The sequence below is a fragment of the Paractinoplanes globisporus DSM 43857 genome (assembly GCF_000379645.1).
GTDB lineage: Bacteria > Actinomycetota > Actinomycetes > Mycobacteriales > Micromonosporaceae > Actinoplanes > Actinoplanes globisporus.
On sequence record NZ_KB903317.1, the window covers coordinates 91,628 to 117,374 of the forward strand.

The following is a 25,747-nucleotide window of genomic DNA, read 5'->3' on the forward strand; positions in this document are numbered from 1 at the left end:
GCGCCGGGCCACCGAAGGAACGAACGGGTCAGAAGGAAGCGACCGTGAACGCCGAACTGCTGGTGACGTCGGTCTGGAAGTAGTCCGGATCGGTCAGCGGAGCGTCCGGCGCCCCGTCACTGACGACGACCAGGTTGTACGAGCCGTCCGGAACCGGAGCCGCCGCGAAGAGGTTGCCGGTGATCGGGCGGACGACCGGCAGGCTGGCCGCCGTGCCGCCGCCGGGTGCCGGTGCGGAGAGGGTCGCGCTCGTGCCCGCTGCCACCGAGGTGATCGTCGTGCCGGGCGGGATGCCGATCGAGTTGGGGCCGATGATGGCGCCGAGGTCGGTGGTCGCGAGCGACGACCCGTTCAGAATGGTGCTGTTGTCGGCGATCGTGACGTTGGCGAGGGTGCCCGACGTGCTCCCGGTGGCCGGCGCCGAGATCGTGGCGCTGGCTCCGCCCGGCGCGACCGCGGTGATCGTGACACCGCCGGGAACGGTGCCGGCGCCCATGAGCACCCGGCCCACGTCGTCCCGGGTGAACGCGCCCGACATGAGGCCGACCGTGGTGCTGCCGGTCGTGGTGGTCAGGCCGTTCAGGTTGTGCACCGGCATGGCGCCGACCATGGCCGTGATCCCGCCGGAGGTCGTCAGCGCCGGCACCGAGATCGTCGCCCTCTGCGTGCTCAGCACCGAGGTGATGATGGTGCCGGCCGGGATGGCCGCGGCCGAGCCCTGGACGATCGGCTGGCCGACGTCGCCGGGGCCGAACTTCCCGCTCGTGGTGACGATGGTCCGGCTGCCCGCGGTCGTGGAGACGTCGTTGAGTGAGTTCGAGTAGGTGACGCTGTCGAAGGGCGCGGTGCCGAGGGCGTTGAGGCGCCGGTTGAGCTGGAGCGTGCAGATCAGCTCCTCGTCGCTGATCGGCAGCACGTTCATGCACTCGGCGACCGGGCCGTTCGCCCGCACGCCGCCGCCCGCGTCGGCGCCGTTGTAGACGCCGTTGACCAGGAACACCCGCCCGGCCGTACCGGTGGCGCCGAAGTTGATCGACATGAAGCCCTGGCCGACGACCGAGACGTCCACGCTCGGGGACGTGCTGGGTGCGGTGTTCGGGCTGACCTTGATCGGGTTGCGGTAGGAGTAGGCGCCCGGGAGCGCCTTCGTGCCCGCGATCGTGCTCACCACGAGCGGGACGTTCTCCTCGACGGCGTGCGCCGGCACCGTGGCCGTGAACGCCTTGTCGCTTATCGGCTGGATGTTGGTAAGCGGCGCACCGCCGAGCGTGGCGGTGATGCGGCCCGGGTCGGTCGGGAAGTCGGTGCCGACCACCGTGACCATGTTGCCGCCGCTGGCCGGGCCGGCGGCGGGCATGATCGCGGTCGGGTTGGCGACGACCGAGGCCGTGTAGGCGCCCGAGCCGACCAGCGTGGCGCCGGCCGCGGCCCCCGTGTAGATGCAGACCTGGTACGTGGTCGGCTGGTTGTTCATCAGCGGCAGCGGCGGGATGTTGACCACGGCCCGGTTGTTGCTGAGCCGCCGCACGCCACCGGCGCTGGTGATCGCGATCGGGGTCACCGTGCCCATCGGCGCCGTCGAGTAGGTGCCGGGGCAGCCGCCGCCGGGGCCGACGAGCAGCGCGCCCGGCGCCGTGACACCGGAGAGGAACGCGGTCGGCGAGGTCAGCGTGACACCCGCGCCGGACAGGTAGGACCCGCTGGCCGGGTTGACCGTCGCGCTCGTCGCCGTGTACTGCAGGAACGTCAGCAGGCCACCCGTCGCGCTGGACCCGTCGTACAGGCAAAGGTTGTAGGTCATCGGCGAACCGCCCGTGCCCGACGTGACGCCGGGGGGCACGGCGAGCGTGACGGTGGTGTTGTTGGGCTGCCGCACGACGTTGGTCGCGACCATGTTCGCCGGGTTCGTCGAGCCGAGCGCCGCGGCGCAGGATCCGGTCGAGAAGACCCCGGCCACCGCGGTGAGGCCGGTGAACAGCGGCGCGCTGGTCGGAGCGGTGACCGTGAGCTGGTTGCCGCCACCGGTGACGCCGCTGGTGGGATTCACCGCGGCGGGGTAACCGACGTAGATCGTGGTGCTGGCCTTCAGCGGGCTGGCGTTCTGCGTGGTGCCGTCGAAGACGCAGACGTTGTACGCCTTGACCGTGCCGTTCGTCCCGGCCGCCGGCCCGTTGACCGAGGGCACGGTGAAGTTGATCGAGCCGGCGGTGCGGGTGTTGACCGTGCCGTTCCACAGGCCGTTGCCGCCGGCGAGGGCGAACGTGCCCGGGCACCCCGGCAGCGCCGCGGTCGGCTGGGTGAGCAGCACCGAGGTCGTGGTCGTGTTGAAGTTCGCGGTGGGATCGTTCAGGGTCACGGTGCCGCCGGGCACGACGATCAGCGGCCCGACCGTGGTCGGGACCGCGTAGGCGGCCTGGGGCGCGACGAGCAGGGCGGCGCCGACCGCACCCACTGTCATGATCATCCGAACTCTGGATCTGGGCATGCGAGGTCCTCCTACGGTTCGAAACCGCTAGGGCGAGGTATGAGGTGCCCGCGTCGACATTCGGTCGCGCCGGGCCGTCACGGCGGAGCGTAGCCGACCGTCTTGGGGTGATTTGCCGGAAGCAAACACTTCATCGGCTTCGCCGAATAAGTCCGACCCAAGACCCGGCGTTTTTCATTCCGTACGGAGGATGCGCCGTCCATTTGTCTCGCGTATCCGGACGCGCCCGGGAATGGCGAAGGCATGCCTTGCCTAAATACGCGAACGCCCGCCGTCTCGGCCGGAGACGACGGGCGCGGTGAAAAGGTGAAGTGTCTTATCGCTTCTCGTACGTGAGGCAGTCGGCCTTGTCCCCCGACTGACCGACGACGATCGCCGGTGCGTGGCACTCGAGGTCGGTGTTGTGCGTGCAGTCGGCCCGCTTGCAGGCCCCCACCTGCGCCAACGCCTTGCCCATGCCACCCTTGTCGGCCGAGTCGACGTACGTGTCGCACTCGGCGGACAGCCTGGTCCCGATGGTGATCGCGAACGCCGTACAGCCGTCGTGGTTGTAGCCACACTCACTCACCGTGCAGGTCTGCACCCGCGGCATTTCCAGCATCTGCGTCATGTCGGCCTCCTGGTTTCGAGCTCGTATAGGTCTCGACGATAAACCAATATCGGACCGCGCAGAACGACGCCACGATTAATTTAAATTAGGCGAGGCACCCCTAAATTCGTCGCCGCTCAATACCCGGCCGGCCGCGCGGACCGCGCGGCCGGTCGGCTCGGACCGGTGACGCGAATGCCCGGGTCCGACCGGACCCGGGCACTCGGCGATTGTTGAGCTACACGAGCGGGCTGAAGAGGATGATCCCGCCGGCCGTGGGAGCCAGAGTCGGCGCGGTCAGAGGTGAGCCACCGCCATCCGGATCGACCGTCGTGAACGAGACCGAGACGACGGGCGGGCTCGGAAGGGTGTGGATCGTCAGGACGCAGTACGCCACGCTGTCGGAGACGACCGTGCACGCGTACTCCACGCCGACCGAGCTGCTGGTGGTGAGGCCGCCGTCCCAGTCCCACACGGTGACGCCGTTGAAGCCCTTTCCGGTCAACTTGACGCCGACGGTGCCGCTCGCCGCCGCGTTCGCCGGTCCCGTGCAGGCGGGAAGCGTCGACGGAAGCGTGGCCGTGGCCGTGAGGTCCACGGTGCAGGTGTTGATGCTGTTGATCACGGCCGGGTACGTCAGGTGGGTGGCGTCGGCGGTGCCCGGGATTCCGTCGTGGACCAGCATCAAGCCGACCGGGCTCCCGTCCGGGCTTCCGGGCGGCAGCGTCACGGAGACGTTCGTGGTGTCCTTGAAGGCGACCGCGGCCGAGGCGACCTGCGGTGCCGCGTTCGATCCGGTCCCCACCGTGCTGTACACGTAGGCGCTGAGCTTCTCCTGCGGGAAGGTGGTGGTGGTCAGGTTCGCGATGCCACCGGTGACCGCAACGGTCACCACCCCTCCCCCGGTCGGGTTCGCGCTCGTCGTGGCGATCACGGCGGTCAGCGGCTTGCGGTAGAAGAGCTCACTGGCCGTCGACGCGCTGAGCAGGCTCGACGTTCCGCCTCCCACCGTATTGAGGACCTGCACCTTGATGGAGCCCGTGCCCGCGACGGGGCCGCCGTTGGCCCCGTCGGCGGCGCTGATCGTCGGCACCGTGGCGTAGATCGTGGTGTCGGACACGACGTTGTAACGGGTGGCGAGCGTGAAGTACTGGGTGCTGGTCGCACCGACTCCGAGGAATCGGACCTGCGAGCATCCGGAGTTCGTCGTCGGATAAGCCACCGGTGTGTTGGAGGTGCACGCGCTGGCGGCGGCGTTGTCGATCATGCCGGAAAAGCCGGTGCCAGTAATGACAACGGTACTTCCGGTGGTCACCACCTTGTTCGTGGTGGATCCAGCAACGTAGACGCTGGTGATCGTGGGCAACGGCAACACCGCCTGAGCGGGCGCGGCGAACAACGCTCCGCCGGCAATTACGACCGACGCCGTCAATGCGCTGGCGGCATGCCGCGCCAGAGCACCAGGTTTCGCAAACATCAAATACCCTCCACATTGCCGGCAGGGCAATGGCCCCGCATCGGGAATTGATCCGTCGATGTCAATACAGGCGTGCTGGAGCGCGCCGCCGATAGCCGAACTGGCCGGCCCGCCAGGTTGGCCGTTGGTTTCCAGGAGAGCCCGAAGCCGTGCACGTCTCCGACGACCCCGCGCCTCGGCCCGATCAGAAAACCGAGATTCGCCTGGGTCCGGGACGAGTCTTGCATGAGAACCATGATCGTGAAGCGATTCGCCGACAACACCGCGCCGCAAAACCATTCCGCGATCGAGCCGCATTGTCTGATCTTTCGTGCCGCATGTTCGCCTCCGGCGACCGGCCGGTATCCGCTTCGGCCATAGGACGCCATGAATGGATGGTGAATTTGGGCAACGCCTCCCCGAAATGCGCCACCGCTTAATACCGCAAAGGCGTGACAATTGCTGGATGCTCGCCGTGGCGAGCCGGCGGCGGCAGGCGTGGAGCGTCGGAATGGACGACCCGCGGAAGGTGCCGCCCGAGCCACCGGGCAGCGTAGCTCCGCGTAGGCGCGCGCATCGCAGAGTGACGGAACCGGCCGGAGCGCATGGAGGTCAGACCGGTTCCGCTCGCAGCTGTCCAATCATCTTCATCACTCTAGGCAACTGTGCCACTACGTTTGGTTACGCTTCCGGCGAGATGGCCCGTGAACAGAATTCATGCGCGGGCCCAACCACACCCGACCAGCGGTCCTATTCACGACCGTAGGAGGACCTCGCATGAGCAAGACCAAGTCCAGTACCACCCGGCGACGGCTCGGCCGCGCTGGGCTCGCGACGGGCGCAGCGGCCGCGCTCCTCACCGGGATGACCGCCGCGCCCGCCTACGCGACGGCCGGCACGATGTCGCTGAGCGCCACGGGCGGCCCCACCGGCGGCGGCAATACGGTCGTGGCGACCATGGCGACGGCGCCCACGTCACCGAACCCGACGGCGTTCACGTCCTCGACCGCGGTGTACTTCGTCGTCGCCACGTCGGCGACGGCCACGCCGGCCTGCCCGACCGCCTACCCCACGACCGCTCCCTCGGCCACGGTGGTCGCCACGGGCTACCCCAACGTGAAGCTCCTGGCGCCCAACAAGATCGCCGTGCTCGTGCCGACCGGCGTCGCCGTGTCGAGCAGCATCTTCAAGTACGCGATGTGCGCCTTCGCGAGCAACACCTCCGGCGCCAGCCTGATCGCCAGCGCCCAGTACACGGTCGGCACGGCGCCGCGGATCGCCGCGGTCAGCAGCATCGCCCCGGTCAGCGGCCCGGCGCTCGGCGGCACCACGGTCACCGTGACGGGCACTGGCTTCGTGGCCAACACCACGGCCGCCCCGAACAACACGACCGCGACGCTGGACGGCGAACCGCTGACCAACATCGTCGTCAACGGAGGCGGCACCAGCTTCAGCGCCACCACGCCGCCGCACGTCGCCGGCGGCCCGTACCTGCTGAGCGTGACGACCCCGGGCGGCACCGCGAACACGCTCGGGACCACCACCAACAAGGCGAATCTGTTCAGCTACTCGAACGGCATCGTCGTCTCGCCGAACACGGCCGCCGGCAACAACGGCGCGGTGGACCTCGACGTCCTCGGCGTCGGCTTCGCGAACCTCTCCTTCGTCGCGACCACCGGCTCGACGCCCAACTCGGCGAACGCCCACGTCTACCTCAGCTCCGGCGGGTACGACGAGGAGGGAACCACCACCAAGGCGGTCCCGGAGCTCACCGAGTGCGTCAACGTGCTGGTCATCGCCGACACGGAGCTTCTGTGCAGCCTTCCGCTCAACCACACCTTCAGCAACGCGGCCGCTCCTGCCCTCTCCGCATCGGCGGCCCGAGGAGCAGGGGCACTGCATGCCGTCGCGACGAGCGGTTCGACCGTCATCACCAGCTCCGACGCGGCCTTCACGCAGAATGACGTCGGACTGCCGATCGTTTCCACAGCCGGCACCACGGTCATCCCGGCCGGGGCTACGATCGCTGCGGTCGCCAGCTCGACCAGCGCGACCTTGTCGGTGGCGGCCGCCGCTGACGGATCGCTCGCCGACGTCACTGTCGGTGGCCTGCGCAACGCGGCCGGCCTGACCGCGTGGGGCGCCGGCACGGTCGCCGCCGACGGGAAGACCATCACCGGCACGACCGGTTTCACCTCGGCCGACATCGGCCGCGCCATCTCCAGCACCACCGCGGCGTTCCCCGCGAACACCACGGTCGTCGGCGTGAGCGGGACGACCGTGACCGTGAGCGACGCGGGCACGGCCGGCGCGGCCGCGGACCTGGTCCTGACCCCGTCCGTATCGGTCTCCGACGGCACCTACACCGTGAGCGTGGTCAGTGACGGAGCCATCGACGCCCTGGACACGCACGTCACTGCCGGCACCGCGTACTCCCAGTCGATCGTCTCCAGTGGATCGACGTTCACCGTCGCGCAGTACTGATCGCGTGATCCAGGTGGCAACACCCGACTGATCCAACACGGCAAGACGACAGCGGCTCGAAAGCATGCTTTCGAGCCGCTGTTGCTTGTCGCGGGCGGTAAGTCCTCAGCGCATCGCCGCCCACGCCTCGTCGAGCGCCGCGACACTGTCCGCCATGGACGGCCGCTTCTTGAAGTCGACCGCAACGGTGTAGGCGCTCTTCTTGGCGGTCGTGCGCCAGCAGATCAGCAGCGTCGAGCGTTCCTTCGGTGGCACGTTCTCGCTCACCGTTATCTTCTGCGTGCAGGTGGCGTCGCCGTATCGCACGCCGCCGCGGACCCAGGCGAGCTCCCGGTAACCGGTCAGGTCCAAGGGCGCCGACGACACCCGGATCATGTGGCCGGACTGGTTGGTGCCGGTCTGCACGACCTTGACCTTCGAGGCGTCCACGGTCGACGCCGTGCGCGGCGCCGGGCGGCGTACTTCCGTGCCGAGACGTTTGTTCGCGGACCGGGCCTCGCTCAGTCGCTCGCCGACGGTCTTGGCGCCCGGTGCGGCCGGGGCCACCGGGCCGATCGGCGCCGCGGTGGCCTTGCCGGCGACGGCCGAGTGGCTCGGCGGCGCCGACGTCCGGGCGGCCGGGCCGGTATCGTCCGCGAGCCGGGCCGTCGTGCCGGACTTCTCCGTCGCCTGGTCGATGAGCAGGAGCGCGCCCACGCTCAGGACGGCCGCGAGCCCGGCCGCTCCAATCGCCGCACGCTTGTTCCGGCGGACGCGACTTCCGATCACCGATGGGAGGCCGCCGTCTCCCTGTTCAGCGTTGGTCATGTGGTCTGTCCTTTGCGAGTTTCGGCTGATGGCCGGCCCGCGCGGGGCCGGCCCCGGAACCCTGATGCTCCCATCGAGCTCCGACAAAACGGGTAAATACCCACGATCCCCCAGCCAACCCACAGGCGGTGCAACGAACCTGCACCCTGCGCCTCACCAACCGGCGTGCCGTCCTGCCGACTGTTGTCCCCGACTCCCCGAGCAAAGGTAGGACAACGAATGAGGCGACACCTGCGCCGCTACGCCATAGTTGCCATGGCGGCCGGCCTCATCGCCGGCGGGACCGCCGTCGCGTTGCCGGCCCGGACCGTGAGCTGGCACCCGGCGCCGTACGGCCTGTCCCAGACGCCGGAGCAGCTGCTTCCCGCGACCGTCTCGGCCGCCCGCCCGGTACGCGTCGTGAGCACCACGGTCGACCCGAGCGGCCGGCCTCAGGTGAGCGTCCGCACCGCCACCGACAAGGCAACCGCCGGAACGTACGTCGCGAGCGCCCAGCGAGCGAAGAACGCGGTCGGCGTCGAGGTGGATACGCCACTGTCCGCGCTCGGCGCGGACACCTACGCCGACCAGCAGTGGGCTCTCCCGATAACCCGCACCACGGACGCCTGGCCGCAGTCGACCGGCGCCGGCGTCACGGTCGCGGTGATCGACACGGGAGTGGACGCCGGCCACCCTGACCTCGCGGGGCAGGTACTGCCGGGCATCGACTTCGTCACCGACACCCAGGGCGTCAGCACCGACCCCAACGGGCACGGCACCCACGTGGCCGGCATCATCGCCGCCCTGACAGACAACAGCCTCGGCGTCGCCGGGGTCGCGCCGGACGCCAAGATCCTGCCGATCCGGGTCCTGGACGCCGCCGGCAACGGCTACGCGTCCGACGCCGCGGCCGGCGTCGTCTACGCCGCCGACCACGGCGCCGACGTCATCAACCTGTCGTTCGGCTCCGCCACGAGGTCCGGCACGCTCAGCGCCGCCATCGACTACGCACGCGACCAGGGCGTGGTGGTCGTCGCGGCCGCCGGCAACGGCCGCGCCAAGGGCAGTCCGGTCACCTATCCGGCCGCCGACCCGGGCGTCATCGCCGTCGCCGCCACCGACTCGTCCGACAAGATCGCCGGCTACTCGAGCATGGGCAGTTACATCGACGTGGCCGCGCCCGGCAGTGACATCGTCAGCACGTACCCGGGCGGAACCGGCTATGCCACCATGTTCGGCACGTCGATGGCCGCCGCCCACGTCGCCGGGATCGCCGCGCTGGTCATCAGCCACCAGCCCGGCCTCACCCCGGACGAGGTGGACGCGGCGATCGCGGGATACGCCGTCGACCTGGGACCCCGGGGCCGGGACCGGGACTTCGGGAACGGCCGGGTCGACGCGGCCGCCGCGCTGGCCGGAGCCGATCTGATCGCCGGCACGGCGGCGCCGGCCACGGCCAGCCCGAGCGCCATCCGCACGGTCGCCAAGCCCAGGCCGTCCATCTCGGCCGTCGCCTCCCGCTCCGCGGTCTACGGCACGACCACCACCACGGTCTTCTCGGTGACCGTCAGCGGCCGGGCCTGGGCCTCGAGGCCGGTGCAGGTGTGTATCGCCTCGGCCGCCACGGCGTTCGACTGCACGGACGCGACCACGACGGGCCTCGGCACGATCGTCGTCACCCGGCCCGCCACCGGCTCCTTCCAGGTCCTGCTGAATGTCATCGCGACGGACGCCTCGGAGGCGGCAGCCTCGCCGGTCGTGTCGTACACGGTGGGCTCAAAGGTCACCGTTACGCGCACGGCGGCCGGCACGCTCCACGTCGTGCTCGCCGGGGTGCCCGGTCAGGCCGTGCAGATCCAGCGGTTCGACAAGAAGGGCTGGGTGCTGGCCACCGCGTACCGAGCCGAGGCGGACCACACGGTGTCCAGGCTGACGGCCGGCAGCCGTTACCGGGTCGTCGTACCCGACACGGCGGACGTGGTGGGCATGACCAGCCCGGCCGTCCTGGCGTGACGCCGGCTCGTCCCCCGGGGGCTCGCCCCGGGGGACGGTCGCCCTACCCGAGCTTCTGCCACTGCCGGTCGATCTCGGCGGTGCTCTCCGCCGACGACGGCCGGTTCTGCCGGTCGATCGTGAGAACCACCACGCTCCGGCCCGCGGAGATACGCCAGCACAGGAGCATCGTGGGCCGTACCACCGCCGGTCCGTTCGGGCTGAAGTGGAATCTCTGGGTACAGCGGGCGCCGTCGACCGGCCGGCCGTCGTCGGCGGCCCAGAGCATCTCGCGCTGCCCACTGAGGTCACCCTTCGTCGAAATCACCCGCATGATGCCGCCGCCCGGGAGCGACCTGCTCGTCTCCTTGACGTCGGCGAGAGCACGCATCGTCCCCGGCGACGGCGTCAGCGGCCGTTGCAGGGGGACGCCGTCCTCGGCCGCGGCCTCCCGCGCCGCCATGACCTTCTTCCGGACCGCCGCCTCGTCCTCGGCCGTGGGCGACGGGCTGGTCGAGGGCTTGCCGCTCCGCGCGGTCGTCGCCGAGCTCGGCGAGGCGGCAGCGGCGGATCCGGATGCGGTTGCCGACTCTGATGCGCCGGCCGTGGGCTGCGCCGACACCGACTGCTCGGCCGGGACGATCGGGCGGATGTCCTGCGCCACGGTCGCGTCCGGGCCGGGCAGCACGGAGGTGACCAGATAGGCGCCTCCGCCGAGGACCGCGGCCAGCCCGGCGACGCCCCCGACCACGATGGCCCGGCGCCGTCCGGCCGGCCGCTTTCCCGCCGGCTGGACACCCTCGTGCCGGTCGCCGTCGTGATCAGTCATGTCCCCATTCCCTTGGTCGCGATTGCGGATCGCCCCCGAACCTTCATGGTCGCAACGGGTGGGACAAAACGGGCTGAAACCAGCAAGCCGTCGCTGTGAGTTTCCCGAGAGCATGGCCGCCGCAACGCGTCCGCACCCGGCCGATCACCAAGTGGCCCTCAATCCGGCCGACTGTTGAGCTCGTCCCCAACCGGAGGTAGCACACATGAGGAACCACCTGCGTCGTTACGCGATCGGCGCGCTGGCCGTCGGAGCTGTGGCCGGGGCGTCCGCCCTCGGCTTCGCGGGAGCGGGAGCCGGTGCCGCCTCGGCGGCCGCGCCGATCGCCGCGCCCACCTGGCAGCCCACCACGTACGGCCTGACCGTGAGCCCGGCGCAGCTGCTTCCGGCGAACGTCTCCACGACGCACCCGGTGCGGGTGGTCACCACGACCGTGGACAGCAAGGGCCGGCCGGTGGTCACCGCGAGGACGGCGACCGACAGGACGACCGCGGCCGCGCTGGTCCGGGCGGGGCAGAGCGCCACGGGCGCGGTCAGCGTGAGCCTGGACTCGCAGGTGCACGCGCTGGACGCGCCGACCGGCACCGACCCCTACCGCGCCCAGCAGTGGGACTTCTCCAAGATCCACGTGGCCGACGCCTGGGCGAAGTCGACCGGCTCCGGCGTCACCGTCGCGGTGGTCGACACCGGCGTGGACGCGAGCCACCCCGACCTGGCCGGGCAGGTGCTGCCGGGCAAGGACTTCGTGGCCGGCACCGAGGGCACCAGCACCGACCCGAACGGCCACGGCACCCACGTCGCCGGCACGATCGCCGCGCTCACCGGGAACGCCACCGGCGTGTCGGCCGTCGCGCCCGGTGCCAAGATTCTTCCCGTACGCGTGCTCGGCGCCAACGGATCGGGCTGGACCTCGGACATCGCGAGCGGCATCGTCTACGCGGCCGACCACGGCGCGAACATCATCAACATGTCGCTCGGCGGCTCGGGCAAGGACACGGCGATGAGCAACGCGATCGCGTACGCCCGCGGCAAGGGCGTCACGGTCATCGCGGCGGCCGGCAACGAGCGCCAGGCCGGCAGCCCGGTCAGCTACCCGGCCGCCGACACCGGCGTGATCGCGGTGGCCGCGACCGACTCGGCCGACAAGGTCGCCGGCTACTCCAACCAGGGCAGTTACGTCGACGTGGCCGCTCCCGGCAGCAACATCTGGAGCACGGTTCCGGTCGCCAACGGCAGCTACGCCAGCTACAACGGCACGTCGATGGCGACGCCGCACGTGGCCGCGGTCGCCGCGCTGCTGAAGGCCTACCGGCCGTCGCTCACCCCGGACGCGATCGAGTCGGCGCTGGAGAGCTCGGCCGTCGACCTGGGCACGGCCGGCAAGGACACCGACTTCGGGTACGGCCGGATCGACGCCGTCGCCGCCCTGAACGCCGTCACCCCGGTCACGAGCGCCCCGACCTCGGCGCCGGTCACCACCGCCCCCACGACGGCTCCGACGACCGCGCCGACGACGGCACCCACCACCAAGGCGCCGACCCCGACCCCCTCCAAGACCACCACCCCCACGCCGACTCCGACCAAGACCACGCCCAAGGTCCGCCCGGCCATCAAGGTGGCCGCCCCCAGCGCAGCGGTCGTCTACGGCAGCAATGTCACCGTCACCTACACGGTCACGGCCTCGGGCAAGGCCTACGCCGGCAAGACCGTGCGGATCGGCACCGCCGAGCCGAAGGGCGCCTTCACCTTCACCGACGCGACGACCAGTTCCTCCGGCGTCGTGACCTTCACCCAGAAGGTCACCAAGCCCCTCCAGGTGAAGCTCCTGGTCCCCGCCTCCGACGCCACCCTCGAGGCGACCTCCACGGTCTCCAGCTTCACGGTCAAGTCGCAGCTCGCCGTGACCTCCCCGGCCAAGGGCACCCTCAAGATCGTGCTCACCGGCGCGACCGGCCAGTCGGTCCAGGTGCAGCGCCTCGAGAAGGGTCGCTGGATCACCGCGAAGACCTACACCGCCGCGAACCCCGAGCAGAACTACTCCAGCCTGACCTCGGGCACCCAGTACCGCGTGATCGTCCCCAACACCACGACCGTCACCGGCGCCACCAGCCCGGCCGTCAAGGTCCTCTGATCGGGCGAAAGACCCCGGAACCAGGACGGTTCCGGGGTCTTTCCGCTTTCAGCCCAGTCGCTCCCACTCCCGCGCGATGACCGTCGCCCCCACCGCCGGTGACGGCGATCCCCCGGCCCGGGTGGCGACCAAGATGATGCTTTTGCCGGGCGAGGTCCGCCAGCACAGCAGCAGCCCCGGCCGGTTCTGCGGCAGCGGCATCCCGTCGACTTTGAAGTTCTGCGTGCACCGGGCCGCGCCGACCGGCTCGCCCGCATCGGCCGCGCCCAGCAGCTTCCAGCGCTCGGTGAGGTCGTAATGGGCCGACACGATCCGCACCTGCGCCCCGTCCGGCGTGATCTCGTTGCGCACCATGGCGCCGGTGTCGGCCGCGGCCACCCCGCCCGGCCGCGGCTGCAGCAAACGGCTGACCTGCGCCGCCGCCATGTCGTCGTCGGTGAGCCCACTCGGTGACGGCACCGGCGACGGCAGCCACGACCGCCGGGCCGCCGAGATCGTCCCCGGCGGCGGACCCGCGGTGGGCGCGCTCTGCGGCACCACCCACGGCGTGACGGCGGAGGGAGTCACCGACGGCGTGACGATCGGCGCGATTCCCGACACGGTCGAATCACGCCCGAGATACCAGCTGGTCCCCGCGTACGCCCCCACGCCCAGCAGCACCGCCAGGCCGGCCACGACCGTTCCGATCTTTCGCCGCCGCCGGCGACGCTGCCGCGCCGAGACATAGATCCCGTCGTCGTGGGCCACGCCTCGATGATCGCATCCAGCCCCACATACCGCTCGAAAACCGCAAAGCACCCATTTCGCACTTCGCCCACGCGTACGGCGGCCGAATCGTCAGACCGTCCACGACCAGGGGAGGTCTCGATGAGGAACAAGTTGCTGCTCGGTGCGGCTCTGATCGGCGCCGTGACGGGCGCGTCCGGCGCGGCGGTCGCGCACCACGAAACACCCTTCCCTCCGGTCACGACCGGCCTCCATCAGGCCCCGGGCGCGTTGCTGCCGACGACCATTTCCGATTCCCATCCCGTACGAGTGGTGAGCACGGCCCTCGACGACACGGGCCGGCCCGTCACCGTCGCCCGCACCGCCACCGACCGCGAGTCCGCCACGCGGCTGGTCCGGGACGGCCAGAGCGCCCGCCGCGCGGTCGCCGTCGAGCTGGACCACGTCGTGACGGCGGCCGGCGACACCTACCGCGACCAGCAGTGGGACCTGGACGCCGCACGGGTCCCCGGCGCCTGGCCGGTCTCGACCGGCGCCGGGGTCACGGTCGCCGTGATCGACACCGGGGTCGCCGCCGACCACCCCGACCTGGCCGGTCAGATCCTGCCCGGCGCCGACTTCATCGCGGGCACCGAGGGCCCGTCCACCGACCCGAACGGCCACGGCACCCACGTGGCCGGCATCATCGCCGCCGCGACCGGTAACGGCCAGGGCATCGCCGGCTTCGCGCCCGACGCCCGGATCCTGCCGGTACGGGTGCTCGGCGCGAACGGCAGCGGTTACCTCTCCGACACCGCCAACGGCATCGTCTACGCCGCCGACCACGGCGCCGACGTGATCAACCTGTCGCTGAGCTCGACCGGCGAGGAGGCGGCGGTGACCAACGCGATCTCGTACGCCCGCGGCAAGGGCGTCGTGGTCGTGGCCGCCGCCGGGAACATGCGCGGTTCCGGGAGCCCGGTCTCCTACCCGGCGGCCGACCCGGGCGTGATCGCGGTGGCCGCCACCGACGGCTCCGACGCGATCGCCTCCTACTCGAACGCGGGCGGCTACGTCGACGTGGCCGCTCCCGGCAGCGCGATCCTCAGCACGTACCCGACCGGATATCGCGCGATGAGCGGCACGTCCATGGCGTCCCCGCACGTCGCCGCCCTGGCCGCCCTGATCCGCGCCGCCGACCACGCCCTGACGCCCGACCGGGTCGAGCAGGCGATCGAGTCCTCGGCCGTCGACCTGGGCGCCCCGGGCCGCGACGACGACTACGGCCACGGCCACGTCGACGCGACCGCGGCCCTGGCGTCCCTCGCCCCGGCCTCCACGACCGCTCCCCCCGCCACCGAGCCGACGACCACCGAGCCCACGACCGTCGCTCCGACGACCGCGGCTCCCACGCCGCCCGCCGACGAGCCGACCCCGTCCGCCGAGCCGACCCCGTCCGCCGAGCCGACGCCGTCCGAGCAGCCGACCACCGAGCCCGTACCGACGCGGGAACCCACCACCGAGCCCGTACCGGCGCGGGAACCCACCACCGAGGCCACGCCGTCGCGGGAACCCACCACCGAGCCGACGCCGTCGGTAGATCCCACGCCCGACCGGATCGTCGGTATCAGGGCCGTTCGCACCGGTCCCGGCCGGCTGCTGATCGCCCTGGACGGCGTCGACGGGCAGACCGTCGAGCTGCAGCAGCAGACCGAGTCGGGCTGGACATCGGTGCTGACCTACCCGGCCACCCGGGTCGCCCGACTCTCCGGCCTGACGCCCGGCGCCACCTACCGGGTGGTCGTCCCCGCCGGTACGCGGTACGCCGGCGCGGTCAAAGGGCCCCTCCGGCTGTGAGGGGTTGTGAGGGCTGGCACCCGAAAACCGCCCGCAACCTGTACCAACTCTATTGATCATGCGGTTTACTCGTGTTTCATGGGCATCATTTCGCGAGGGTTCGGCGGTCGGCGACGTGAGTCGGTCCCCGGCCTGCCACCCGGTCAATACCTGACCCACGACTTCCCGGTGCTCTCGGCCGGACCGACGCCGCGCATCCCGCTCGACCGGTGGAGCTTCACGATCACCACCGAGACGGGCGGGAAGAAAAGCTGGAACTGGAGCGAGTTCACCGCCCTGCCGCACGATGACGTGACCGTGGACATCCACTGTGTCACGAAATGGTCGAAGCTCGGCACGACCTGGCGCGGCGTCTCTCTGGACACGCTGCTCGCGGACGTCGAGACTGCTGCCGACTACACGATGGTGCACAGCTTCGGCGGGTACACGACGAACGTACCGCTCGAGGATCTTCTGGACGGGAAGGCGTGGATCGCTTACAAGTTCGACGGCGAGGATCTTGAGCCGGAACACGGAGGTCCGGCCCGTATGCTCGTCCCCCACCTGTACTTCTGGAAGTCGGCTAAGTGGGTCAACGGCCTCGAGATGATCAACGAGGACGAGCCCGGCTTCTGGGAGGCGGCCGGCTACCACATATACGGAGACCCATGGCTCGAGCAGCGTTATCAGGGCGACTGACCTGGCGGGCAGGCACCCTGGTCGAGGCCCGTCCGGAGACGCCGACGGCGCGCACCCTGGTGCTCGACGTGCCCGACTGGCCGGGCCACCTTCCCGGCCAGCACGTCGACGTGCGCCTGACCGCGCCTGACGGGTACCGCGCCCAGCGCAGCTACTCGATCGCCTCCGCCTGGCAAGAGGGCGGAAAGGTCGAGTTGACGATTCAAAGACTCGACGACGGCGAGGTCTCGCCGTACCTTACCGACGTGCTCGAGGTGGGCGATCAGATCGAGTTGCGCGGCCCGGTCGGCGGCTGGTTCGTCTGGCGGGAGGCGCAACAGCACCCCGTGCTGCTCCTCGCCGGCGGGTCGGGCGTGGTGCCGCTGATGGCGATGGTTCGCGCCCGCGGCATCGCCCGCGCCAAGCAGCCGTTCCGCATGATCTACTCGGCACGTACGCCCGAGGATGTCCTGTACCGGGAAGAGCTGCCCCGGCACGTACGGGATGATCTCGGTTTTGATCTGTTTTTGAACTTCACGCGCAAGGCGCCCGAGGGTTCGCCGAACCCTCCGAAGCGCATCGACGTACCTACCATCAACACGCATGGGTGGCCGCCGGACTTCACGCCCGACTGCTACGTCTGCGGCCCGACGACTTTTGTCGAGACCGCCGCCGACATCTTGGTCGCGCTCGGCCACGACCCCAAGCGCATCCGGACGGAACGCTTCGGAGGCACCTCGTGAGAGAGCTGGACGGCAATGCGATGGCGGGCGACCTGCGCGAGATCTTCGCGTTCGACGTGACCGTGGCGCGCTACACGTGCGCGGGCTGCGGTGACGGCGGGGCGATCGCCCAGCTGATGCTGTGGGGGCAGGAGATGGGCCACGTGGCCCGCTGCCCGCACTGCGAGGACGTGGTGATGCGCCTCGTGCACGGGCCCGACCGCGTCTATCTTGACCTGCGCGGCGCGGTCCGCCTCGAATTGCCCCTCGCGGGCGTCTGAACCGGCCGGCCGCCCGTGTTTCGCCAAGCCGACCCGGGTGCTCCCGCCGACGACGACCTGCTGGCCGACCTCGGCCGGGAGCAGGCCGCGACGATCCGGGCCGCGCAGGACGATCTGGTCCGTGCCCCGCTCGACCGCCTGCTGATCATCCAGGGCGGCCCGGGGACCGGTAAGACGATGACCGCGCTGCGCCGGGTGGCGTGGCTGCTCGACGAGGGCCTGCTCGACGACGCCGAGACGCTGGTGGTGGGCCCGTCGGTGGCGTTCGCCCGGTACACCGACGACATCCTGACCGGGTGGGGTTACGACCGGGTCGAGCACCGGCCGGTCACGGCGCTGCTGCCGCGGGTGGCGACGGTGGTCGAGCAGCCGCCGCACGTCACCCGGCTCAAGGGCGAGGCGCGGATGGCCCGGCTGCTGGCGCGCGCGTTCGAGGAGCGGCCCGGCCTGCCGTCCGGCGAGCTGTCCTCCTCGATCGACATCGGCGGCCGCACGGTCAACCTCGACCCGGTCGCGCTCAAGCGGGTGATCGACACGGCCCGGGCCAGCGAGGCGTCCCCCGGCGACCGGCGGATCCTGCTGCGCGCGACGCTCGCCGCCGGCAGTCGCGACCCGCGCCTGGTGCTGGAGGCGGCCGACCGGCTCGCCGAGCGGCTGTGGCCGTCGCTCGATCCTCAGGGCTTCCTGCGCGAGCTGTTCGCCTCCCGGGAGCTGCTGGCGTCGGCCGCGGGCGGCGAGTTCACCGACCGCGAGATCGAGTCGCTGTACCGGCCCGCCGACGACCACGGCTGGGACGAGGCCGACCGGCCGCTGCTCGACGAGGCCGCGCACCTGATCGACGGCGACCCGAAGGGCTTCGGCCACGTGGTCCTCGACGAGGCGCAGGACCTCTCGCCGATGCAGTTGCGGGCGATCTGCCGGCGCTCGGCGACCGGCTCGATGACGGTGATCGGCGACATCGCGCAGTCGACCGGCCCGTGGGCCCGCGACGACTGGAACGACCTGGTGGCGCAGCTGCCCTCGGCGCAGCCGCACGAGCATCGCGAGCTGCGCTTCGGATACCGCATCCCTCGGCAGATCTTCGACCTGGCCGCTGAGCTGCTGCCGATGGCCGCGCCGAGCGTGCCGGCGCCCACGACCGTACGCGACAGCAGCGCCGACCCGGTGATCGTGCCGGCCGAGCCCGCCGACCGGGGCTCGCTGGTCGCCGCCGCGGCGGCCGGGCACGCCGAGCAGGGCCGCACGGTGGCCGTGATCTGCCCCGCCCGCTGCCGCGACGAGATCATCGCTGGCCTGGACGCGGAGGGGCTCACCTGGCACACGGCCGGCGAGGGGCCGGGGATAGCGCTGCTCGCCCCGCACGAGGCGAAGGGCCTGGAATTCGACGCGGCCGTGGTGGTCGAGCCGGGGCACATCCTCGACGACGACCCGCGCGGGCATCGGCTGTTGTACATCGCGCTGACCCGCTCGACCAGCCATCTGCACCTGATCGGGGCGCCGGAGGACCTGCCGATCGAGCAGCCTCCGCCGGTCTTCCGGGAGCTGGTGGAGGAGGTCTCGGCCGAGCCGGCGCCGCCCGTGGAGGTCGAGCTGGACGCGGCCACGCAGGAGACCATCAACATGGTGGTGCAGTCGCTGGCCGAGACGCTGCTGGGCACGCTGACGCCCGAGCTGTGGCCGGTCGCGATGAACCGGCTCGAGCAGCTGATCAACCCCGAGGCCTGAGGCCTGTCAGCTCCGGAAGCCGCCGCGCAGGCGTTGGGCCAGTGAGGCCGGGGGGCGCGGGGCCACGGGGGCGGTGCGCGGTTTCGCCGGGCGGGAGCGGCCGACCGGGCGGTCGTAGTCGGCGGTGGCGATGGCCTCGACGATCTGGCCGTCGCCGTAGTTTTCCGAGTCGGGGATCGAGGCGACGAAGCCGACCAGAACCCCGTTGAGCATGATCTGCGCCTCGAGGCCCGCGGTGCCGTCGTTGTCCCAGATCGCCTCGCGCCCGTCCGGCAGCACCACGCGGATGCCGTACTGCGTGATGCCGGCCTGCGGCAGCTTGACATGGGCGAAGACGTTGCGTGCCCGAAGCGTGTCGACGACCCGACGTGCCCGTTCTTCTTCCATGTGAAGACGGTAGTGCGATCAACTGTGTGCACGCTGAGTGCCGCCTGTGTTGATCATGAAAGATCACCACGGGCGGTACGCGAAACATCACCGCGTGGCATAGACGCAGGTCACATCGATGGATGTTACTACTTCGTAACAGGAAAAACACGACGTTTCTTTTCCCGGACCCTTGACATACCGTCCGGTAACCGGAGCGCTTCGGCTTCCCTCCCCCACGGACCGGAGGCCACCCGATGAGCAGACCCCACCTCGTCCTCGGCTGTCTCGTCACCGCTTTTGTCGGCACCGCTTTTGTCGTCGGCGTCGCGGCGCCCACCGCGGCGCAGGCGGCTTCCAGCGTCGACTACGTCGCGCTGGGCGACTCGTACTCCTCGGGCGTCGGCGCGCCCGGGCAGACCGGACTCTGCCTGCGGAGCCCGAACGGCTACCCCGCCCAGTGGGCCGGCCGCAACGCCCCGAAGTCGTTCACCAACCTCACCTGCAGCGGCGCCGTCACCGGCGATGTGCTCTCCGGCCAGGCCCCGCTCATCCCGGCCGGCACCGACCTGATCAGCATCACCATCGGCGGCAACGACGCCGGCTTCGCGTCGACGGTCCTGAGCTGCCAGGTCTCCAGCGACGCGGCCTGCGCCCGGACGGTCGCCGACGCCGAGGCCGACATCGGCTCCACGCTGGGCGCCAAGCTCGACAACACGTACGCGGCGATCAAGGCGAAGGCGCCGTCGGCCCAGGTCGTCGTCCTCGGCTACCCGCTGCTGTTCGACACGTCGTCGTCCTCCTGCGGCCTGACCGGCATGAGCCTGGCCAAGCGACGGTCGCTCAACGGCGGCGCCCAGGTGCTCGACGACCTGATCAAGCAGCGCGCGCAGACCGCCGGGTTCACCTTCTCCGACGTACGCGACGAGTTCACCGGCCACGGGATCTGCGCGTCCACGCCGTACCTCAACGGCCTCACGCTGAGCCCGCCGCAGAACTCCTTCCACCCGAACAAGTCCGGTTACACGAACGGGTATCTGCCCGCCTTCTCCGGCGCCGTCGGGTAGCGGTGTTGGCCCGGCCCCTTCCCTCGCGCAAATGCCGGGCCAACACTACCGATTTGCACCTTTTCCGGGACCACAGGATCTTCCCAGTTTTGGCAGTATCTACGCCCATGGTTCGCCTCTACTCGCTGTTCGTCCTCCTCGACCTGGCGCTGCTGGTGGTCGCGCTGATCGACTGCCTCTCCGCCGAGGAGTTCGCGATCCGGGCCCTGCCGCGGGTGGCGTGGGTGTTCATCATCCTGCTGTTCTCCCCGGTCGGCGCGATCGCCTGGTTCGTGGCCGGCCGCCCCGCGTCCCCGGTCCGGCTGAGCAACGGCACGGTCTGGCGGCCCGGCAACGGCTTCCCGGAAAACGAGCGCCCCGGGCGGCGAGGCGGACCGACGGCGCCCGATGACGACCCCGAGTTCCTGCGCAACCTCGCCACGTCCCTCCGCGAGGACGAGTCGATGATGAACAAGTGGGAGGCCGACCTCCGCCGCCGCGAGGAAGAGCTCCGCCGCCGCGAGCGCGAGTCGGAGTAACCCCCGGCGGGCCCCGGGCGAAATCATGGCGGGGTGACAGCATGGACGGTGCGGACCGCGGAAGCGGCCGAGGCCCGATTCGCGCTCTTCCCCTCGATGGGCGAGTACCAGGTCTACGACGACCATGTCTACGACGCCTTCGACGCGGCCGACGACCGGCATCGCGCGTACCGTGATGCGATCCGCGCCGTCGCGCACGGCCGCGTCGTCGTCGACATCGGCACCGGCCGCGACGCGCTCTGGGCGATCGAGGCCGCGCACGCCGGCGCCCGGCACGTCTACGCGATCGAGTCCGACGACGCGACGGCCGGGCGAGCCGACGAGGCGGTGGCCGCGGCCGGCCTGACCGACCGAGTCACGGTCCTGCCTGGTCACTCTTGCGAGCTGACCATTCCCGTACGGGCGGAAATCTGCGTCTCGGAAATTGTCGGCAACATCGCCACGGCCGAGGGCGCGATCCCGATCCTCAACGACGCCCGTCTACGGCTGTGCACCCCCGACTGCATCTGGATCCCGTTCCGCATGCAGACCTGGGCCGCCGCGGTCGACCTCTCCGGCCACGCCGACCTGGCCCTGGCCGACTCCGCCGTCCGCTACCTCCACGCGATCTTCGACTCGGCGGGCGGCCCCTTCGACCCACGGCTGTGCCTGGCCGGCCCGGCCGAGGAGGTCCTGATCTCCTCCTGCACCGCGGTGGAGTCCGTGACCTTCGAAACCCCCGCTCCGGCCTTCTTCGACCCGGACCAAGCGCCCGCTCCGGCCTTCTTCGACCCGGACCAAGCGCCCGCTCCGGCGCCGGTCGACGCCGAGCCGAGGCCCGCGGGCCCGCCGGCCGACGGGCGGAGCGAGGCCGAGTTGCGCATCGCGGCGGACACGACCATGACGGGCGTGCTGTTGTGGGCCCGCGTCGCGGTCTCCCAGCGCGGCGGCCGAGAGGTGGACACCCTGCACGGCGACACCCGGGCCTGGGCGCCGGTCTACGTTCCGCTGCCCTCGCCGCTCGCGGTCACCGCCGGCGAACACGTCACGATCACGCTGGCCCGCACCACCAGCGACGACGGCATCCACCCCGACTACGAGCTGGCCGTCGACGGCAGTGTGGCCTGGCGCGGCCCCCACCACGGCGGCCCGTTCCGCGGATCGGACTTCTACCGTCAGCTGTTCCACTCCTCCTGAGTGGCCAGCCGAAACACCTTCGAGTCGCGCACCTGAAAACCGAGCCGCTCATAGAGCCGGTTGGCCGCCACCCGCGACGGCCGCGACGTCAGGTCGATGGTCCGAGCCCCGTCGGCCCGCGCCAGCCGAACCGCCTCGTTGGTCAGCTCCGCACCAACCCCCTGCCCCCGAGCCGCCGAGTCGACCACCACGTCCTCGATCCACATCCGTACCCCGGTCGGAATCAGCATCGCCACGAGCGTGAGCGTCCCCACGATCTCCCCGTCGACCCGGGCGACCAGCACCCGATTCCCCTCCCGCGAGACCAGCCTCCGCAGCGCCTCCGCGTCCAGAGCCGGTGCCGACCGCGAGAGCTGCGGCAACAACCGCCCAAACGCCTTGACGACCTCGTCGGTGACGTCCCGCAACACCTCAACCTCGACGCTCATGCAAACGACCCTACGGCCACAACCCACCCCACCGAACGCCGATGCCGACCAGTCCCGCCGCCCGCGAGGTCATCACGCCGCGGGCGCCCGCCGGGACCGCGTCGCTGCCGGGTCGGTGTTCTGCGACGCGCTGCGCCTGCTCGATATCGCTGAGCACACCGGCGTCGAGACGCTCGCCGTGTTCGCCGCCCAGGAGTGGGCGAAAGTCCCGCTGCCTCTCGGCGGATGCCGTGACCGGCGAGTGGCCGGACACCTGGCCGCAGAACTGGCCCACGTGGCGGGCGACGAACAAGACAGGCTCCGCGCCCGGCGTGACGGGAACGCGATCCGTGACCGGACCGATGGACTGATCTAGGCTGCGGAGCCGTGAGCGAACCTCTGCGGCACGAGTCCCTCCATGACGGCTTTGTGGCCGCGACCGGCCAGCGGCCCGAGTTTGCCGACGCGATCGACCGGCACATCGCCGAGTATTTCGGGCCCGTCGAGTTCGTGCTGCACGAGATGGTCTCGCACCTTGTCGGGGTGCACGTCTATGTCGTCGCGCCGACCGAGAAACGACCATTCCGGACGCTGATCACGTCGGGGATGAGCGACCTGCCGATGACCGTTCCGGCGGGGCACGGCATCAGCCCGTACGCCGAGCTGGTGATCTGCCTCCCGGCCGGCTGGCCGATCACCGGCGACTGGATGAACGACGACCGGCACAGCTGGCCGATCTGGCTGTTGAAGCAGGTCGCGCGGCTGCCGCACCAGTACGGCACGTGGGTCGGCGAGTGGCATTCGATGCCCAACGGCGACCCGGCGCAACCGTACGACCGGAGCACGCCCTTCGCCGCCGTGGTCGTCACGCCGATGCTCACGACGGGACCGGAGGCCCGGGTGATCGAGGTACCGGGCGGCGAGCGGATCAACCTGCTCGCCCTGGTCCCGCTCCACCCGGACGAGCTGGCGGTCAAGCTCGAGCACGGCACCGACGCGCTCATCGGGCTGCTCGACCGGGGCCGGGTCCACGAAGTGCTGGACCCGGCCCGCGGGTCGACGGTCAGCTCAACCGGAAGTAGTCGAGGTTGAAGCCGCCGGTCTCGCAGTAGATCGTCACGACCTGATCGCCGGCCGCTACCGTCACCGGCACGTGCACCGATTGGTAGGACCCCCAGCCTCCGGTGTCAGGGACGCCGACTTTGGCAAGGGTCTGACCTGAGCTGTCCCGCAGCGACACGGCATCCGTGGCCACCGCGCCGGTTCCGTTGGCGACCCGGAGCTCCAGGTCATAGGTGCCGGCCGTGGCGACATCGAGCCGGTACTGCAGCCAGTTTCCGGCCGCGGTCCATCCGACGTTCTTGCCCCCGCTGGCCGCGGCGTTCGACTCGATGAAGTTGACGCCCTCGGTCCATCCGTGCTGGGCGACGTAGGCCTCGGCCTCGACCTTCTCGCCGATCGGGGCGCCGTGCGGCACCACGTTCAGCTGCACGGTCGTTGCGGCGCGGGCGGCACCGTCCGTGACGTAGAAGGTGAGACTCTGCGTGCCGGCCGTCGTCGGGTGCACGGTCACGACGCCGGTTCGCGCGTCCAGCGTCACGCCGTCCGGCAGGTCCGTGGCGTAGAAGGCGAGCCGGTCCCGGTCCCGATCGGTCGCGGCGAGCCGGAACGACGTCGTCTCGTACTGGTCGGCGTTCACCGGCGCCTGCGGCGCCAACACCGGCGGGTGGTTGCGGTGCGAACCATCAAGATCCGCTTTCCAGGTGTACGTCGCGTACGCCCCGGCGGGCACCGTGACGACGAACGACTTACCGCCCAGGATGATCCGTACCGTCGACGGGGTTGCGTTGGCATTCCCGAGAATGGCCGTGTACGAGGATCCGTTCCTGTACACGACATTGCTCACGCCGTTGGCCGTGCCGCTGGACTCGACCCGGCGGTCACCCGGGGACAGATACCGGGCGAACTGGCCGAGCGGGTACAACTCATCGCGTACGGAAAAGGTCTGGGTGTTGGTATTGACCTTGACCAGACGGTCAGGCCATTTGGTGGTCGCCGCGATCTGATCCCAGTCGACGTTGTTGTCGCGCAGCGGGGTCCAGTGCAGAGTGCCGCCGTCCTGATCGGTGGTCTGTGCCCACAGCACGTAGGAGCTCGCGTCGAGCCGGAAGTAGCTGAGCACGGTGCCCGGGTTGAGATCGCTCGTCTCGGTCATGTGCACCGGCTTGCCGAACTCCTCGTAGGCGTCCCGCATCACGGTCGGATCGCCCCAGTACGGGTGGAAGGCGATGGCGTCCGCCGCCTGCCGCGTCGCCGGGTCGTTCATGATCCGGTAGTAGTTCTTGGTCGCGGTGCTGTTCGGGTCGCGCCAGTCCCAGAAGTTGAAGTCGTGCACGTACAGGTCGGTGCGCAGCCCGGCCTTGCGGGTCTCGCGCTTGATCGCCACCGCGAGCTTCTGCTGCTGCTCGATGCTGATGTCCATCGCCGGGTAGACCACGTCGATGCCCGGCTCGTTCAGCAGCGTCAGCGCATCCACCCTGATGCCCTGCTTCGCGTACGCCTGCAGATACTTCACGTAGTACCGCGCGAACACGTCGATGCAGTCGTCCCGCAGCTTGCCGACCTGGTAGTACTCGCTGGTGCTACCCGGCTTGAGCGCCACCTCGCCGAGGAACTTGTTGTTCGTCTTCATCCAGGCCGGCGCGCTCCACGCCGACGCGAAGAACGTGGCCTTGGGGTTGTACTTCAGAATCAGCCGCGCGGTCTGAACGATATGCAGATCCAGATCGCGCTGGATCGAGAAGTGCTGAAGCCCGAAATCGCTGGTCACGCCCGCCGGCAGGTCGTCGTAGGACCAGAACGGCAGGTGCTCGATGAGGTCCGGGCTGCCGATCGTGAGCCGGAACCGGTCGAGCCCCGCCCCCGTCTTCGGATCCGCGAGCAGCCGGATCGCCTTCTCCCGCTCGGCGGGCGTGAGCTTCCACAGATTGGACACGCTCGTCTCGTCCAGCGAGAACCCGATCCCGCTGTACGCCTGCCGGACCTGACTGGGATCGATCACCACCGTCGCGTCGGTCGCCGCGCCGTCATCCTGCCCGACCCGCGTGCCCGGCAGCCGCTGCCAGGCATGTTCCGCCCCCGCCGAATAGCTCCCGGACACCGGTTCCCCGCCATGGTGCGCCGACGCCGGCTGCACGCCGGCAATCACCAGAGCAGCCGCCGACGCGACGGCCAGCGCCGCGGTTGTCGATCGCCTCACGAGACCTCCCGGATTGATCGCTCACTATCTCCGGGGGAGTTTATTAACCTCTTTAACTAAGACGCAACCAAGACGAAACCGTTCATCGCGTACGAGGCGAGGACCTCCACCCAAGATCCGGAGACATGGGGACGATCGGTCGCACTCAAATGATCTTCTTGTGGTTGACCGGTCACGGTTGGGGGCGCAGCGACGGCCGCGCGGTCCGATGCGCGAGCCGGAAGGCCGATCAGGCACGGCCGAGCGCTCCGTAGG

The 25,747-nt window shown here is 70.4% G+C and carries 23 protein-coding genes; 13 read left to right on the top strand and 10 right to left on the bottom strand.

Annotation, left to right across the window (positions count from 1 at the left end; all coding sequences use genetic code 11):
- Positions 1 to 28: 28 nt before the first annotated feature.
- From A3CQ_RS0130395 to A3CQ_RS61150, 4 genes are all read right to left on the bottom strand, one after another.
- The gene (locus tag A3CQ_RS0130395) at positions 29 to 2,485 is read right to left on the bottom strand and encodes an IPT/TIG domain-containing protein (protein WP_063713625.1); all 2,457 of its coding nucleotides are present in this window, start codon (positions 2,483 to 2,485) and stop codon (positions 29 to 31) included.
- A 316-nt stretch (positions 2,486 to 2,801) separates the two neighbouring features.
- Positions 2,802 to 3,095, bottom strand: a complete 294-nt coding sequence (locus A3CQ_RS0130400; protein ID WP_020514731.1) for a DUF1540 domain-containing protein — start codon at positions 3,093 to 3,095, stop codon at positions 2,802 to 2,804.
- Between the two features lie 217 nt (positions 3,096 to 3,312).
- Positions 3,313 to 4,551 carry a hypothetical protein gene (locus A3CQ_RS0130405; RefSeq protein WP_157296535.1) on the bottom strand — a complete coding sequence of 413 codons (1,239 nt, stop codon included), beginning with the start codon at positions 4,549 to 4,551 and terminating at the stop codon, positions 3,313 to 3,315.
- On the bottom strand, positions 4,551 to 4,919 hold the full coding sequence (locus A3CQ_RS61150; RefSeq protein ID WP_157296538.1) for a hypothetical protein: 369 nt from the start codon (positions 4,917 to 4,919) through the stop codon (positions 4,551 to 4,553). The genes A3CQ_RS0130405 and A3CQ_RS61150 overlap by 1 nt, the downstream gene beginning before the upstream one ends.
- A gap of 388 nt (positions 4,920 to 5,307) precedes the next feature.
- On the opposite strand from A3CQ_RS61150, the gene A3CQ_RS0130410 reads away from it, so the two are divergent.
- Complete coding sequence (locus A3CQ_RS0130410) at positions 5,308 to 7,014, top strand: IPT/TIG domain-containing protein (RefSeq protein WP_020514733.1); 1,707 nt, start codon at positions 5,308 to 5,310, stop codon at positions 7,012 to 7,014.
- A gap of 105 nt (positions 7,015 to 7,119) precedes the next feature.
- On the opposite strand, the gene A3CQ_RS0130415 is transcribed toward A3CQ_RS0130410, so the two are convergent.
- A complete protein-coding gene (locus A3CQ_RS0130415) occupies positions 7,120 to 7,821 on the bottom strand; it encodes a hypothetical protein (protein ID WP_026206357.1) in 702 nt (233 codons plus the stop codon).
- 219 nt (positions 7,822 to 8,040) lie between these two features.
- Here A3CQ_RS0130415 and A3CQ_RS0130420 point away from each other — a divergent pair, with 219 nt between their 5' ends.
- Positions 8,041 to 9,813 (top strand): S8 family serine peptidase, encoded by a 1,773-nt coding sequence (locus A3CQ_RS0130420; RefSeq protein WP_026206358.1) that lies wholly within the window; start codon positions 8,041 to 8,043, stop codon positions 9,811 to 9,813.
- Positions 9,814 to 9,856: 43 nt separating this feature from the next.
- On the opposite strand, the gene A3CQ_RS60245 is transcribed toward A3CQ_RS0130420, so the two are convergent.
- Entirely contained in the window at positions 9,857 to 10,621 is a 765-nt protein-coding gene (locus A3CQ_RS60245; RefSeq protein WP_020514736.1) for a hypothetical protein, read from the bottom strand.
- A 205-nt stretch (positions 10,622 to 10,826) separates the two neighbouring features.
- Between A3CQ_RS60245 and A3CQ_RS0130430 the strand changes: the two genes are divergently transcribed.
- A complete protein-coding gene (locus A3CQ_RS0130430; protein WP_020514737.1) occupies positions 10,827 to 12,752 on the top strand; it encodes a S8 family peptidase in 1,926 nt (641 codons plus the stop codon).
- Positions 12,753 to 12,800: 48 nt separating this feature from the next.
- Here A3CQ_RS0130430 and A3CQ_RS0130435 read toward each other — a convergent pair whose 3' ends face one another.
- Positions 12,801 to 13,499 (bottom strand): hypothetical protein, encoded by a 699-nt coding sequence (locus A3CQ_RS0130435; RefSeq protein WP_020514738.1) that lies wholly within the window; start codon positions 13,497 to 13,499, stop codon positions 12,801 to 12,803.
- Positions 13,500 to 13,619: 120 nt separating this feature from the next.
- Here A3CQ_RS0130435 and A3CQ_RS54620 point away from each other — a divergent pair, with 120 nt between their 5' ends.
- From A3CQ_RS54620 to A3CQ_RS0130460, 5 genes are all read left to right on the top strand, one after another.
- Positions 13,620 to 15,314 carry a S8 family peptidase gene (locus A3CQ_RS54620; protein ID WP_020514739.1) on the top strand — a complete coding sequence of 565 codons (1,695 nt, stop codon included), beginning with the start codon at positions 13,620 to 13,622 and terminating at the stop codon, positions 15,312 to 15,314.
- A gap of 78 nt (positions 15,315 to 15,392) precedes the next feature.
- Positions 15,393 to 15,992, top strand: a complete 600-nt coding sequence (locus A3CQ_RS0130445; RefSeq protein WP_020514740.1) for a sulfite oxidase-like oxidoreductase — start codon at positions 15,393 to 15,395, stop codon at positions 15,990 to 15,992.
- Entirely contained in the window at positions 15,962 to 16,714 is a 753-nt protein-coding gene (locus A3CQ_RS0130450; RefSeq protein WP_026206359.1) for a ferredoxin reductase, read from the top strand. The genes A3CQ_RS0130445 and A3CQ_RS0130450 overlap by 31 nt, the downstream gene beginning before the upstream one ends.
- Positions 16,711 to 16,974, top strand: a complete 264-nt coding sequence (locus tag A3CQ_RS0130455; protein ID WP_020514742.1) for a DUF6510 family protein — start codon at positions 16,711 to 16,713, stop codon at positions 16,972 to 16,974. Before A3CQ_RS0130450 ends, A3CQ_RS0130455 begins: the two co-directional genes overlap by 4 nt.
- Positions 16,975 to 16,989: 15 nt before the next feature.
- Positions 16,990 to 18,699 carry a HelD family protein gene (locus tag A3CQ_RS0130460; protein ID WP_020514743.1) on the top strand — a complete coding sequence of 570 codons (1,710 nt, stop codon included), beginning with the start codon at positions 16,990 to 16,992 and terminating at the stop codon, positions 18,697 to 18,699.
- A 6-nt stretch (positions 18,700 to 18,705) separates the two neighbouring features.
- Here A3CQ_RS0130460 and A3CQ_RS0130465 read toward each other — a convergent pair whose 3' ends face one another.
- Positions 18,706 to 19,086 carry a hypothetical protein gene (locus A3CQ_RS0130465; RefSeq protein ID WP_020514744.1) on the bottom strand — a complete coding sequence of 127 codons (381 nt, stop codon included), beginning with the start codon at positions 19,084 to 19,086 and terminating at the stop codon, positions 18,706 to 18,708.
- 236 nt (positions 19,087 to 19,322) lie between these two features.
- Here A3CQ_RS0130465 and A3CQ_RS0130470 point away from each other — a divergent pair, with 236 nt between their 5' ends.
- The 3 genes from A3CQ_RS0130470 (at position 19,323) to A3CQ_RS57815 (ending at position 21,826) form a co-directional block, all read left to right on the top strand.
- Positions 19,323 to 20,132, top strand: a complete 810-nt coding sequence (locus tag A3CQ_RS0130470) for an SGNH/GDSL hydrolase family protein (protein WP_020514745.1) — start codon at positions 19,323 to 19,325, stop codon at positions 20,130 to 20,132.
- Between the two features lie 107 nt (positions 20,133 to 20,239).
- Positions 20,240 to 20,650, top strand: a complete 411-nt coding sequence (locus A3CQ_RS0130475; RefSeq protein ID WP_020514746.1) for a PLD nuclease N-terminal domain-containing protein — start codon at positions 20,240 to 20,242, stop codon at positions 20,648 to 20,650.
- A gap of 33 nt (positions 20,651 to 20,683) precedes the next feature.
- Positions 20,684 to 21,826: an SAM-dependent methyltransferase gene (locus tag A3CQ_RS57815; protein WP_157296542.1), complete on the top strand. Its 1,143-nt coding sequence runs from the start codon at positions 20,684 to 20,686 to the stop codon at positions 21,824 to 21,826.
- On the opposite strand, the gene A3CQ_RS0130485 is transcribed toward A3CQ_RS57815, so the two are convergent.
- On the bottom strand, positions 21,805 to 22,254 hold the full coding sequence (locus A3CQ_RS0130485; RefSeq protein ID WP_020514747.1) for a GNAT family N-acetyltransferase: 450 nt from the start codon (positions 22,252 to 22,254) through the stop codon (positions 21,805 to 21,807). The two genes, A3CQ_RS57815 and A3CQ_RS0130485, sit on opposite strands and share 22 nt — an antisense overlap.
- Between A3CQ_RS0130485 and A3CQ_RS61155 the strand changes: the two genes are divergently transcribed.
- Both A3CQ_RS61155 and A3CQ_RS0130495 read left to right on the top strand, forming a co-directional pair.
- Positions 22,253 to 22,609 carry a hypothetical protein gene (locus A3CQ_RS61155; protein WP_157296544.1) on the top strand — a complete coding sequence of 119 codons (357 nt, stop codon included), beginning with the start codon at positions 22,253 to 22,255 and terminating at the stop codon, positions 22,607 to 22,609. The genes A3CQ_RS0130485 and A3CQ_RS61155 overlap by 2 nt on opposite strands.
- 11 nt (positions 22,610 to 22,620) lie before the next feature.
- Complete coding sequence (locus A3CQ_RS0130495; protein WP_020514749.1) at positions 22,621 to 23,325, top strand: suppressor of fused domain protein; 705 nt, start codon at positions 22,621 to 22,623, stop codon at positions 23,323 to 23,325.
- Here the strand turns inward: A3CQ_RS0130495 and A3CQ_RS0130500 are convergent.
- The gene (locus A3CQ_RS0130500; protein WP_020514750.1) at positions 23,297 to 25,492 is read right to left on the bottom strand and encodes a carbohydrate-binding protein; all 2,196 of its coding nucleotides are present in this window, start codon (positions 25,490 to 25,492) and stop codon (positions 23,297 to 23,299) included. The genes A3CQ_RS0130495 and A3CQ_RS0130500 overlap by 29 nt on opposite strands.
- Positions 25,493 to 25,747: the final 255 nt, after the last annotated feature.